The organism is Planococcus sp. ISL-110 (assembly GCF_018613575.1).
Classification (GTDB): Bacteria; Bacillota; Bacilli; order Bacillales_A; family Planococcaceae; genus Planococcus.
In genome coordinates this window covers 58,231-71,320 of record NZ_JAGGPX010000005.1, presented here as the reverse complement: position 1 = coordinate 71,320, position 13,090 = coordinate 58,231, and the positions used below count along the sequence as shown (strand labels likewise).

Sequence of the window (13,090 nt, the reverse complement as noted above, 5' to 3'; positions counted from 1 at the left end):
AGAGCCAGCTGAAGAAGAGCCGATTGATGTACCCGAAGATCCAACTGAAGAAGAAGAAAGTGAAACGCCTCCTGTCAACAGTAGCGGGAACAACAATTCCAATAATGGCAATGGAAACGACAATGGCAACAACAGCAACGAAAACGGTAATGATAATGGCCAAGATGGCGATGTCAGCAACGAAGAGAATAACTAATCCATCAAAAACCCCCGAATGCATTGGCATTCGGGGGTTTTCCCATTCTATTCATTTAAACGTTTAATTTCGATTCGCTTTCTGGCGATGATTTTCTTTAGTTCTGCAAACAGCTCATCCATTTGACGGTAAGCAGCATACGTTCCAAGAGAAGCTTCGACAAACGATAGCCGCTCTGAGCCGTTCAGCGGCTGGAATTCGTTATCCTGCAACGCCTCCCGGCAATGAGCCAATAAGTCGCTGTACACCTCAAGGCCTGCCAGCATGGCCTCTTTCGATCGTTTGTCCCGTTGTCTATGCAGGTTGGCCAGATCTGCCGCAACTTTGTCCCATTCAAGAAAATACGGTTCCAGCTGTTCTTTAGTTAACTTCTGTGACGATTTCACGTTTAACAAGTCCTTTTTTCTCGCGTTTCTGCCCTTCCCGGCACCTGTCAAACAAGGGGCAGATGTGGCATCCAGGATTTTGTGATTTGCAGTGGTAGCGGCCAAAAAAAATGATTTGGTGATGTGTTTTCGACCAGTCATCTGCCGGTGTTTTTTTCATGATGGTTTCTTCCACTTGAAGTGGATTGTCTTTCCATCGATTTAAGCCCAGGCGTTTGGCAACCCGTTCTACATGGGTGTCCACCGCCAATGCCGGAATGCCAAAAGCCACAGAAACGACCACATTGGCCGTTTTACGTCCGACTCCCGGCAATGTCATCAAGAGGTCCCGGTCAGCAGGCACGATGCTGCCATATTCATCAATCAGGATCCGGCTAAGTGCCTGGATGTTCTTGGCCTTATTGCGGAACAAACCAATCGAACGGATATCCTGCTGCAATTCCTCCAAAGAAACCGACACGTAATCCTCAGGTCTATGGTATTTCTGGAATAAGTCAGCCGTCACACGGTTCACCAGCTTATCCGTGCATTGTGCGGAAAGGAGTGTCGCAATCAATAAATCAAATGGATTGCGGTGGACCAATTCACAATGGGCATCCGGAAACATCCTATCCATCTCTTCTAGGCAGGCAAGCCATTCTTTTTTAGACATCATTTATTTCACCTTCTAATTGCGGTCTTCCAGCCAATTATAAAACTGAACTTTTTTCGCAACGTTCTCTGTCGGCTGAATCCGGATATTTTTCTCTCTGAATGAGCTTGCGTGTTTGTTAACCTGTGTAGAGGTTTTAATGTTCTTCTTTTTCCATTCGAATAGGATCCGGTCCACATAGCGCAGACTGATTTTTTGCGAAATGACCGCTTCTTTCAGCGCCATCCGGATCACTTCCGGCGTATGGCCGTCCTGGTCCATCCACATCGAAATTGTCTCAATTTCCATGGGGGACAGGAATCGCCCAAACTCCTGCTCGAACAGCTGGAAGATCTCTCCTTCTAATTCCTTTTGGGTGTTTTCCTTTACTTCATGCTGTTCTTTGAAGACGCAGTCCAACAAGCGGTCCCATAAAGGCTGAAGAGAAATAATTTCCGTCAGCACGTCATTTTCAGTCGTTTGTTCAATAGCTAAATATCCTTGCTGCATCAGTTTCTGCAGCATGGTCGTTACGCTTTTTTGCGAAGTCATCATGCGTGCACCGATTTCATCAGGCGTCGGAAATTGGTTTCCAATTTGTTGAAATGCCTGAATGTGCATGAGCAGCATAGCTTCTTCGTCTGTGATCTTCAGTTCTTTATAAAACTGAAAAAAAAGCTGGGAAATGTTAACATTCCCCTGCTCGATCCAAGTTTGCAGCCGATTAGGTTGTTTCATATCCCAACCACCTTTCCATTCATTTATTTATGGGTATAACCGGTTTAATAGACGAGGGAATGGAATCGATTCTCTGACGTGTTCCACGCCACTGATCCATGCGACTGTCCGTTCAAGCCCCAAGCCGAAACCAGAATGCGGAACGGCTCCGTATTTGCTTAAATCCAAATACCAGGCATAGGCCTCTTCATCCAAACCATGTTCTTGAATCCGTTGTTTCATCAATTCATAATCATGAATCCGTTCAGATCCACCGATGATTTCACCATAGCCTTCCGGTGCGATCATATCTGCACACAACACGACATCGTCACGTTCTGGATGCGGCTGCATGTAGAATGGTTTGATGCCGATCGGGTAATTGGTGATGAAGATCGGCATATCATAGCTTTCCGCCAACGCTGTTTCATGCGGTGCGCCAAAATCTTCTCCCCATTTAATGTCATCAAAGCCATTGGCATTCAGCCATTGGATGGCGTCATCATAAGAAACGCGCGGGAACGGCGCTTTTATTTTTTCAAGTTTCGATACGTCTCTTTCCAGACGCTCTAATTCCAATTTGCAGTTGTTCAATACGGACTGGACAATATGGGAAACAAATTGTTCCTGTACTTCCAGGCTTTCCGCGTGCTCCACAAACGCCATTTCAGGTTCAATCATCCAAAATTCAATCAAGTGGCGGCGAGTCTTCGATTTTTCGGCACGGAAAGTTGGACCGAACGAAAATACTTTGCCAAGCGCCATTGCAGCAGCTTCCATATACAGTTGGCCGGACTGTGACAAATATGCGTCTTCTTCAAAATATTTCGTTGCGAACAATTCGGATGTCCCTTCCGGAGATGAACCCGTCAAAATTGGAGGATCCACTTTCACAAAGCCGTTTTCATTGAAGAACTCATAAGTTGCACGAATGATTTCGTTGCGGATTTTCATGATGGCGTGCTGTCTGCGTGAACGCAGCCATAGATGGCGATTGTCCATCAAGAATTCCGTCCCGTGCTCTTTTGGTGTGATCGGGAAATCTTTCGCTTCCTGGATCACTTCGATACCCGTTACAGCCAGCTCGTAGCCAAATGCGGAACGCTCATCTTCTTTTACTTCCCCCGTTACATAAAGAGACGTTTCCTGCGTCAGCGCCTTGGCTGCCGCAAAAACTTCGTCGCCCACTTCGGCTTTTACGACAACGCCCTGTACAAATCCAGAACCGTCGCGCAGCTGAAGAAATGCAATTTTTCCGCTTGAACGCTTGTTGGCGATCCAAGCCCCTAATTTTACTGTTTGTCCGTTATATTTAGCCATTTCGGCAATGGTGATTTTTTTCATCCAGCGATAGCCTCCAAAGAATAGTGTTGTCTTAGTCTTTCCATTTCGATGTCACGAATTGATGGATCCGTTCCACGGCTTCCGTCAAGGTTTCAAGCGATGTGGCGTAAGACAAGCGAATCGTCGAGTGCGCACCAAATCCTGAGCCCGGAATAACCGCTACGTTCGCTTCTGTCAATAAAGCCGTCACAAAGTCGTCAACCGATGCATAGCCGGTTTTCGCTGCAGCTTCCGAAACATCCGGAAGCAGGTAGAATGCACCTTGGGGCCGAATGACCGTAAATCCTGGAATCGCCTGCAGTTTAGGGAAAATGGCATTCAAGCGTCTTTCAAATGCCTGGCGCATTTCCTCTACTGTGTCCTGTGGCCCATTATAGGCTTCAATGGCCGCGTATTGTGAAGTGGTTGCCGGATTCGATGTGGAATGGCTCGCCAGGTCTGTCATAGCTTTGATCAATTTAGCATCACCTGCAGCATAGCCGATGCGCCATCCCGTCATCGAATGCGATTTTGAAACGCCATTGATCACAATGGTGCGGTTTTTTGCATCTTCCGAAAGAGTGGCAATTGAAGTATGTTCAACATCCCCATAGATTAATTTTTCATAGATTTCGTCCGAAACGATCAGGATATCGAATTCGCGGCAAACTTCCGCCAGCGCCTCCAATTCCTCTTTGGAATAGATCATGCCTGTCGGATTGCTCGGCGAATTGATGATAACTGCTTTTGTCCGGTCTGTCACAGCTTCTCGCAATTGCTGAGGAGTGACCTTGTATTCCTGGCTGGCCGTCGCTTCTATGTATACCGGAACGCCCTGTGCCAGTTTCACTTGTTCGGGATAGCTGACCCAATACGGAATTGGAATGATCACTTCGTCACCTTCGTTCAGCAACACCTGAAATAAAGTATAAAGAACATGCTTTGCACCGATGCCGACTATCACTTCATTCGGCTTGTAGCTCAGCTGCTGATCTCTTTGCAATTTATCGATAATGGCTTTTTTTAATGCCGGCAATCCGCCTGCTGGTGTATATTTCGTCTTGCCTTCTTTCATCGACTGATAGGCAGCTTCCAGGATATTCGCTGGCGTGTTGTAATCCGGCTCCCCGGCACCAAGGCCGATGACATCTACTCCCTGAGCTTTCAATTCATTCGCTTTTGCAGTGATTGCCAAAGTTGTAGAAGGTGTTAATGTTTGTACACGATTTGCTAAGTTGATCAAATTTTTCCACCCTTTCACAAATTCAATATGCGTTTCCACCAGGTTCCGTCACTTGCTGACAAATAGACATAATTCAAGCTGTCTTCCTCGTTCAGAAATGCGATTTCCCACACCGGGCCATCGCTTTCCATACCGAGTTTGGTATGCAGAATTTCCTTGACATCCATTTCGGCAAGGGCCATTTCACGTGCCTGCTGGGCAGTTATTTTGTCTTTCAGTGGAGTCGCCTGCATTTCGCCCTCGCCTTCAGGAACGAAAACAGCGGTTAATTCACCGTTGCTGTTCGTGCCGAGCACTGTTACGGAAGCCGATGTGTTGGTATAGACATAAGCGCGTTCCACTTCTTCAATCAACTGCTCGCTTTTGGCACGGTCAATTGCCTGTCCTTCCGTTTCCGAATAGGGTTTGTTGCCGAGGAATAAAACCAAAATGATGATGGCAACTGCCAGAAAAGAGAGGAAACCGAGTATGAATGTGATCCATTGTCTCATTCCATCACCTATGTTTTATATATTGTAAAAATCGCTTTTTCAGAATCTTCTTTGTCAAGCGCAAGTCCGAACATTAAATTCTTGTCTTTCAAGGTACGATTCAAGGCGTCCACCACTTTATATAAATCTGTTTGATACGTAAGTTCCACTGTAGAGATCACTTCAATTTTAGATTCCATATATGTGCCCTTCCTTTCGTTTATATCATTGCTTATTATACCAAGCTTCAATATCGGTTACCATCTTTTCTAAAGACACTTTGGATACTTGGACTTTCGGCAAAGCACTTATAAACTCCTTGCCATATGATTTTGTCTCGATTCTGCGATCCAGCACAATGAACAGACCCTTGTCATTTTTCGAGCGGATCAGCCTGCCGAACCCTTGACGCAGACGAAGCACCGCTTCAGGCAAGGCGTAATGCAGGAACGGATTGATGCCTTCACGTGAAATGATTTCAGACCGCGCCTTGAAGATTGGTTCGTCCGGTGAAGTGAATGGCAAACGCACCACTACCACTGCACGAAGCGCATCCCCCGGCACATCGACGCCTTCCCAGAAACTATTCGTACCAAACAGCACCGATTTCTGGAAACGCTGGAACGATTTTAATAACTTCATTCGGCTGCCTGACGAAATGCCTTGAGCAAACAGCATGTAATCGTCCAGCAAGCCCGTATCCTGAATCAAGTCTACGGTTTTCCGGAGCATATCCTGTGACGTAAACAGCACGAAACAACGGCCTTCTGTCACAATCACGGTCTGAATCACCGCGTCCGCCACCGATTCGATGTATTCATGCTGCGGTACCTGCTGGATATCAGGCATGTCTTCGACGATATAAACATGCGCACCCTGATAAAAATCCTTTGGCGGCTCGAATTTTAAAATCGGAACGTGCTGCGGAATGCCGATTTGGTTGACAATAAAGCGATCATTAGCCGGAACTGTCATCGTTCCGGACAGCCAGATGATGGCTTTGTCTTCACGTGCGGAAGCGACGACTTTATCCACCAAAGATGCCACAGCAAACGGCCGCTTGTATAAGGACAAACTGGTCGGCAAACTTCTCAAATCGCCTTCAATCCAGCTTACTTCGTCTGTCAGCGGAAAAACGAAAATTTCACTGAACTCGACCGCCTTGACCATCAATTCCTCTGTCCAATAACGCCAGTCTGCCAGTGTTAACTGTTCCTGAATGGTTTTTTCCGTCAAACGCTCAGCTTTCTGCAAAATGAGCTGCGACAGATCGATCCATTCATTCAAATAACGCAGCATTTCCAGGAAGCGGCTGTCTTCGAGCGACAGCTCACTCAAAAGCGATGCATTCTTCTTGTGGCGGCTCGCTGCAAACTTCGCCACAAACTCTGCTGCCAACAGGTTTGAAACCTCGTCGAACAGCGATATGAACTTCTGGAACAGCGATTCCAGCTTAAGCAATTCGGGAACATTCGAAAAACCGGTCCGGTCAGCTGCCTCGAAAAGCGCGGCAAACAACTGCCGATCGTCCAAACTGCCGATCTGGCCGAAAATATATTTCCATTGTGTATAGACAAAGGTTTTTTCGTGCTGCGAGACTGCAGCCTGGACAACTTGATGCGCTTCGTCCCATATATAGGCATCGACATTGGCCAGAATCGACTTCTTACTTAAATGCTGGTTCAGCAAAAAAGCATGATTGGTGACAATAATATGGGCATGCTGTGCCTGTTTCAGTGCAAACTCATAGAAATCAGCCTTTTTTTCCTGCTTGGACAGCTTGCGTATATGGGAACGCCGAATCTTATCCAGCACAAACTGGCCGCCGCTCGATGAATTGATTTCATTTAAATCACCGGTTTCAGTAGCGGTCAACCAGACCAGCACCTGCATGATAGTGAACGTCTCGTCATAGGATTCATCATCGCCCTGCAGCAATTCAACAAAGCGGGCCAAATCGATGTAATGTGATAAACCTTTGATCAATGAAATGCGGACCGGTGAACCGATAAAGGCCTCGACCATCCGTCCCTCCTTCTGGACAAGCTGATCCTGCAGGTGGGTCGTATAGGTACTGATCATGACCTGTTTTCCACTTTCAAGGGCATAATTTGCAGCTGGCAGCAAATAGGCAATGGTTTTGCCCATACCTGTCGAAGCTTCGATGACCAGTTCTTTTTTATGTGTCAACGCATCCTCAATTGAAGCCATCATGCCGTACTGGCTCGGTCGCCTTTCAAAATTCGGAAAAACCGTTTCAAGCCCCTGCCGCCAATCACGCGGCAGCGAGTCCGGCTGTTTCGCATCGGATGCAAATAGAGTTCGCGGTTTAAGGGGAATTCCCTGAAACCGGTCAAACTGATCGGCTTGGGCATTTCTCTTTTTCTGTGTCACTTCGAAGAACAGACGGGAAAGATCCGATTTCAGCTGGAAAGACCGCTTATGAAGAAAGGCCAATGTATCGTATGGCAATGATTCCATGTCAGTTTTAGCACGCAGAAACAACAGCGCGGTCGCCATGGCATCATCATCTGCACGATGAGCACTTTCCAATGGAATCCCGAGCTCTGACGTGATGTCCTGCAATTTATAGCTGAATGCAGTCGGATACATCAAACGGACCAATTCGACCGTATCCATTGTAATTCCCTGCCATTTCGGCAAGCCGCTGCGCTTTAACTCTGCCTGTAGGAATGGCAAATCGAAATTGGTATTGTGCGCAACAAAAATAGCATCTTGCATTTTTTCGTAAACTGTTTCTGCATAAAATTCGAAAGCTCTGGCTTCTGCCACGTCGGCTTCTGTAATATTCGTTAAGTCCTGTATAAATAATGGGATATTTCGCCCCGGGTTGATAAATTTCGTATATGTATCGGTGATTACACCGTTTTCAATCATTACCATTGCCAGTTGAATAATCCGGTCACCTTTTGCAGGGGAATGGCCCGTTGTTTCAATATCGACAACGACATACTTTTGCGTGTTCATTTTAGCCCCTCTTTCTTAGGTGATTGCCTAAAAAAATTGTAACATATCCTGCCGTTTTCCGCTTTCAAGATGAAAATTCATTTTTCCCCTATGCCTTCAGCCAAAAGAAAAACAGCCTCCGAAAATTTTTGGAGGCTGTGCTGTTTACATGATGGTCGCTTCAGGTTCGTAATGGATGATTTCTTTAATTTGATTGTCGGCATCCATTATGGCAACAGTCGGCTTGTGGTCACGGGCATTTTCGTTCATGACATAAGCATACGACAGGATGATGACGATATCCCCGCGCTGCACGAGACGCGCTGCCGCTCCGTTGACGCAGATGACACCGCTGCCGCGTTCTCCGGCAATGATGTAGGTTTCGAAACGGGTACCATTATTATTGTTGACGATATGCACTTTTTCATTGGCCAGCATCCCAACGGCATCGAGCAGGTCCTGATCGATGGTAATGCTTCCCACATAGTTCAAATCGGCTTCTGTCACCGTTGCACGGTGGATTTTTGAATTGAGCATCATTCTGAGCATGGGTCAGTTCTCCTTTGGGTTGAAAATGATATTATCAATCAAACGTGCTTTTTCAAACTGAACGGCCAAAGCCAGAATGGCATTGTGTTGAATCTCAGCCGTCAGCGTCGGATAATCGAGCAGTTCAATATAATCGATTTTACCGGATGTGTGTTCAGTCAAGTAAGCAGTCATCGACTCGATTGGATCCTTCCCCTGCAAAAATAAGATTTTGCCCATTTCCAATGCTTTTATCAAATGAGGCGCTTCGTTCCGTTCAGCTGGACTCAAATAAACATTGCGGGAGCTTTTTGCCAGGGCATCCTCTTCGCGGACGGTTTTGCCTCTTCGGATCGCCATCGGAAAATTAAAATCTTCCACTAAGGATTCGATGATAGCCAGCTGCTGAGCGTCCTTCTGTCCGAAATACGCCAGATCTGCCTCAGTTAAATGAAACAGCTTGGAAACCACTTTGAGCACTCCATCAAAATGGCCGGGTCTCTTAGCTCCGCAAAGTACGTCCGCTTGTTTTCCTGCACTAATTTTAATCTGGCTTTCACGCGGGTACATTTCTTCCACGCTGGGCGCAAAAATGACGTCGGTACCCGCCCCTTCAGCCAGCTGCTGATCGCGCTCGAGATTTCTCGGGTAACGGTCGAAATCCTCGTTCGGCCCGAACTGAGCCGGGTTGACGAAAATGCTCATGACAACTTGGTCATTTTCTGCTTTAGCTTTTTCCACCAAAGACAGATGCCCCTCGTGCAAAAAACCCATAGTCGGCACCAGGCCGATGCTATGGCCTGCTTGTTTAGTTTTGCGAACCCATTCTTTCAGTTCGCCCACCGTCTGTAAAATCAACAATTTTTTCTCTCCTCTCGGGAAGAAAACCATATAAAAAGCCCTTCCGCCGAAAAAAAAAGACAGAAGGACAGTAAATGTGCGTTTGGTTTCCTCCGTCCCTGTCGTGTAAGTGATCAAGGCAGAACTGATTACTATGAATTTTGGGTGTGTTGCGGTTGGTCGGTGCAGTTCACAAGCGATACTGCCCGTTAAAAACACTATACCAGAAATCCAGAAAAAAACATATTCCACGCTTGGTGAGTTATGTGTATTAAGGTTTGAAGAAATCGCTCTAGGCAGGCGGGCCGTGAGCAGAAGGTTTTACGCTGTCTTCCACTCTTTCTTCTGAGAGGCGTGCTAACACCTACAGATCGAGACTCCCGCGGGAGCAGTGTAGCGATATCCAAGAGACCCTCAGAAGCGCAGCGACGAAGCGGCTTGGCGCGCGCCCTTGGCAGCTGCATGACCCATATCCTGTGGGCCCGAAAGCGGAGCTGGTTTGTGGAATGTCCAAAATAGTATCCTAATAATGAATTCGGCTCCCTCTAGTTGGTCATTTCAATATCAGCTGAATAAATGCCGTGAAGCTTGCCATCTGCTGTCCGCAATTGCAGGATACCGTCATCGGTGATTCCTTCAGCGATGCCTTCAAGCGTCTGATTCGTCATCCGTGCCCGAACCGGCTGTCCGATGGTGGTCGAGTAGCTTTCCCACATAATTTTCAGCATGCCAAAGCCTTCTTCAATATACATTTGTGTATAGATTTCCATATAATACAGCAAGGACTGAACAAGTTTCTGGCGGCTTACCGTTTCCCCACTTTCCATCTTCAGTGAAGTCGCAATTTCCTGCACTGCCGGATCGAAATCTTCTTTTTCCTGATTGATGTTCAATCCGATGCCGATGATCAAAGCCTGAATGCCATCCGCGTCAGACTGCAACTCTGTCAGGATGCCGGTACATTTTTTGCCGCTCAGCAGAATATCATTAGGCCATTTGATTTTCGGCTGCAGTTTGGTCACTTCCTCTATCGCTCTGACGACCGCTACGGCCGTAACGAGCGTAAATTGCGGTGCTTTTTGAGGCACTACGTCCGGCCGCAGGATAATGCTCATCCAAACACCTTTTTGCGCTGCAGAATCCCATTTACGGGCCATTCTGCCCCGTCCGGCCGTTTGGCTCTCTGAAAGCACTACTGTGCCATCTGGAGCACTTTCCTGCGCCAGTTTATGGGCGATAATCTGAGTTGATGGACAGCTTTCGACATATTCGATTTTCTGGCCGATCCGTTTGGTTTTCAATCCTGTTTGAATTGCCAGCGGCTCTAATGTATCCGGCATGGAGACTATGCGATATCCTTTTTTCTTGACCGATCCGATGACATAACCCTTAGCCTCAAGCTCTTTGATGTGTTTCCAGATAGCAGTTCTGGAAATGCCGAATTCGTCTGCCAATTGTTGACCGGATACGGCTTCACCTCTCGACTCGATCAATCGCTTTGCTAACTTATGTGTGACGGTGATATTCATCCACAAACCAGTCCTTTATGAGTTCTTTGTCGTTCTCTAATTCACCGTAAACAATCAGCTTTTCCATTTTTTCAATCCACGGCTTCAACCACGGACCTGAACGCTTTCCACTCCATCGCATCAAATCCAGTCCACTGGCTGCGAGATCGGATTTCGACTGTATCGGCAATTGGCTCTTTACTGCTTCAGAATCCAGCTTTTTACCTGTTACGCGGGCAGCCATCTCTAATTGGTCAATCGAATACTGATAAAATGTCCATTGATCCCAGAATTCAAGCTTTGCCAATTCCAGACTTTTTTCAATGAGACGCTTTTCTTCATTGGAAAACCGATAATCCCTTACTTCCGAAAATCGTCGGTTTTGCTTATACAACATATAGAACCAGCCATAGCCGGATTTTCCGGTTGGGGTGTACTGCGTCCAATCCGTTTCGAAAAGATGGCCTGCAGGCAGGAACTCCGTTAAAGTGGATTCTCTCAAGTATTCCATGCTTTTTTGAGTGTGCGGATTGACGAACACTTTATCCAGTTCCGCCTTCAGACGCTCGACCGCAATCGAGTGGATCAGTGGTGCATGGCGCTTGATGGAGTTGATGGTTCCCGCTTCAATAACAAAATCCAGTTGCCCTGAAAACCGCACTGCTCTGAGCATTCGCAACGCATCTTCCTGAAAACGCTCGTCCGGTTCGCCGACCGCTCGGATCACTTTTTTTCCGAGATCATTTTTCCCTCCGAACGGATCGATGATGTCCAGATGTTCAGTCATTGCCATCGCATTGATGGTGAAATCACGGCGCTTTAGATCTTCTTCAAGCGATTGGACAAACTCGACCGAATCAGGTCGGCGGTTATCGGTATAACTGCCTTCCGTGCGAAATGTTGTCACTTCGATGGCTTCACCATCCAACAGCACCATCACGGTTCCGTGTTCAATTCCGGTATCAACCGTGCGTTTGAAATGGGTCTTGACCTGCTGGGGTGAAGCAGAAGAAGCAACATCGATATCATGGGGCGTTTTGCCCAATAAGAAATCGCGCACCGCTCCACCGACCATATAGGCCTGAAAGCCGGACTCTTTCAGCCTTCCAATCACCTTTATCGCCGTTTTCATTTTTCTTCATCCTTTGCCAGCAATTGTTCATATAAGCCTTCGTATTGTTCCAGAATTTTGGAGGAATGAAAACGATCGGATACTGTTTTCAATGCCCCGTGCCGCAGGTTTTGCAGCTTTGTTTCGTCACTCAGCATTTCGACTGCGTATTGGGCAGCCTGCTCCATGTCACCCAATTCGACCAGATAGCCATTGACGCCCGACTCGATAATTTCAGGCATTCCCCCAATATTGGAGCCGATCACTGGAACACCGCACGCCATAGCTTCCAACAACACCAGGCCGAATGCTTCTTTTTCAGATAATAGAAGCTTGATGTCGCTGATGTTATAGAATTCGGCAACATCATCACGCTTGCCGAGAAACAGCACATGATCGTCCAACCCGAGATCCCTCACCTGCTGGATGATCCGCACCATTTCAGGTCCGTCCCCCACCAATAGCAATTTGCAGTCCAACTGCTGACGAGCCATGGAAAACGTCTCTACGACATCCTGGACGCGTTTGACGTTCCTGAAATTCGAAACGTGAATCATGACTTTTTCGTCCGCATCAATTCCTAATTTTGCCTTCAACTCTGCAGAATCCTTTTGGAAATACTCTCTTTCGTCAACAAAATTATAGACTGTTTCGATTGTTTTATCGGGTTTGATGAGGTCGTGGGTCTGATCCCGCAATGAATTCGAAACTGCCGTGACAATATCCGATTTTTCAATGCCATAGCGGATCGCTTCTTTCAATGAGGAATCAGATCCCAAAACAGTGATGTCCGTACCGTGCAAAGTCGTCACAATTCCAATGTCGGACCCCGCCATATCCCGTCCTAAAATAGCACACACTGCATGAGGAATCGCATAGTGTACGTGCATTAGATCCAAATTTTCGTTTTTGATCACTTCCGCAATTTTTGTCGCCAGGGCAATATCATATGGTGCATACTGGAAAACCGAATACGTGTTGACTTCTACCTGATGGCTGAAAATATTCGCATAGGTCTTATTCAAACGGAAAGGCGTACTGGACGTGATGAAATGCACTTCGTGCCCTTTTTCCGCCAGCATTTTTCCTAATTCAGTGGCAATGACACCCGATCCTCCGACTGTCGGGTAGCAGGTGATGCCGATTTTCATTTTTCGCACTACGCTCTCT

14 protein-coding genes are annotated in these 13,090 nt (G+C 46.9%); 1 reads left to right on the top strand and 13 read right to left on the bottom strand.

Annotated features, from left to right (window positions below; all coding sequences use genetic code 11):
* The coding region (locus tag J7I83_RS17700) for a hypothetical protein (protein ID WP_251047401.1) at positions 1-196 on the top strand (196 nt) is incomplete at its 5' end.
* Between the two features lie 47 nt (positions 197-243).
* Here J7I83_RS17700 and J7I83_RS02765 read toward each other — a convergent pair.
* The 13 genes from J7I83_RS02765 to bshA form a co-directional block, all read right to left on the bottom strand.
* Positions 244-582: a YpoC family protein gene (locus tag J7I83_RS02765; protein WP_215099163.1), complete on the bottom strand. Its 339-nt coding sequence runs from the start codon at positions 580-582 to the stop codon at positions 244-246.
* Positions 557-1,237 carry an endonuclease III gene (nth, locus tag J7I83_RS02760; RefSeq protein ID WP_215099162.1) on the bottom strand — a complete coding sequence of 227 codons (681 nt, stop codon included), beginning with the start codon at positions 1,235-1,237 and terminating at the stop codon, positions 557-559. Before nth ends, J7I83_RS02765 begins: the two co-directional genes overlap by 26 nt.
* Positions 1,238-1,249: 12 nt before the next feature.
* A complete protein-coding gene (locus tag J7I83_RS02755; protein WP_215099161.1) occupies positions 1,250-1,951 on the bottom strand; it encodes a DnaD domain-containing protein in 702 nt (233 codons plus the stop codon).
* A gap of 27 nt (positions 1,952-1,978) precedes the next feature.
* Positions 1,979-3,274 (bottom strand): asparagine--tRNA ligase, encoded by a 1,296-nt coding sequence (gene asnS / locus J7I83_RS02750; RefSeq protein WP_215099160.1) that lies wholly within the window; start codon positions 3,272-3,274, stop codon positions 1,979-1,981.
* 31 nt (positions 3,275-3,305) lie between these two features.
* Positions 3,306-4,496: a pyridoxal phosphate-dependent aminotransferase gene (locus tag J7I83_RS02745; protein WP_251047399.1), complete on the bottom strand. Its 1,191-nt coding sequence runs from the start codon at positions 4,494-4,496 to the stop codon at positions 3,306-3,308.
* Positions 4,497-4,510: 14 nt separating this feature from the next.
* Positions 4,511-4,987 carry a cell wall elongation regulator TseB-like domain-containing protein gene (locus tag J7I83_RS02740; protein ID WP_215099159.1) on the bottom strand — a complete coding sequence of 159 codons (477 nt, stop codon included), beginning with the start codon at positions 4,985-4,987 and terminating at the stop codon, positions 4,511-4,513.
* A gap of 8 nt (positions 4,988-4,995) precedes the next feature.
* Positions 4,996-5,166 carry a YpmA family protein gene (locus tag J7I83_RS02735; protein WP_146556857.1) on the bottom strand — a complete coding sequence of 57 codons (171 nt, stop codon included), beginning with the start codon at positions 5,164-5,166 and terminating at the stop codon, positions 4,996-4,998.
* A gap of 25 nt (positions 5,167-5,191) precedes the next feature.
* Positions 5,192-7,954, bottom strand: coding sequence for an ATP-dependent DNA helicase DinG (gene dinG, locus J7I83_RS02730; RefSeq protein WP_215099158.1), 2,763 nt, complete (start codon positions 7,952-7,954; stop codon positions 5,192-5,194).
* 144 nt (positions 7,955-8,098) lie between these two features.
* Positions 8,099-8,482, bottom strand: coding sequence for an aspartate 1-decarboxylase (panD, locus tag J7I83_RS02725; RefSeq protein ID WP_215099157.1), 384 nt, complete (start codon positions 8,480-8,482; stop codon positions 8,099-8,101).
* A gap of 3 nt (positions 8,483-8,485) precedes the next feature.
* Entirely contained in the window at positions 8,486-9,322 is an 837-nt protein-coding gene (gene panC, locus J7I83_RS02720) for a pantoate--beta-alanine ligase (protein ID WP_215099156.1), read from the bottom strand.
* A 524-nt stretch (positions 9,323-9,846) separates the two neighbouring features.
* The gene (locus J7I83_RS02715; RefSeq protein ID WP_215099155.1) at positions 9,847-10,830 is read right to left on the bottom strand and encodes a biotin--[acetyl-CoA-carboxylase] ligase; all 984 of its coding nucleotides are present in this window, start codon (positions 10,828-10,830) and stop codon (positions 9,847-9,849) included.
* Positions 10,808-11,941: a CCA tRNA nucleotidyltransferase gene (locus J7I83_RS02710; protein ID WP_215099154.1), complete on the bottom strand. Its 1,134-nt coding sequence runs from the start codon at positions 11,939-11,941 to the stop codon at positions 10,808-10,810. Before J7I83_RS02710 ends, J7I83_RS02715 begins: the two co-directional genes overlap by 23 nt.
* Positions 11,938-13,080, bottom strand: coding sequence for an N-acetyl-alpha-D-glucosaminyl L-malate synthase BshA (gene bshA, locus J7I83_RS02705; RefSeq protein ID WP_215099153.1), 1,143 nt, complete (start codon positions 13,078-13,080; stop codon positions 11,938-11,940). Before bshA ends, J7I83_RS02710 begins: the two co-directional genes overlap by 4 nt.
* Between the last annotated feature and the right edge of the window lie 10 nt (positions 13,081-13,090).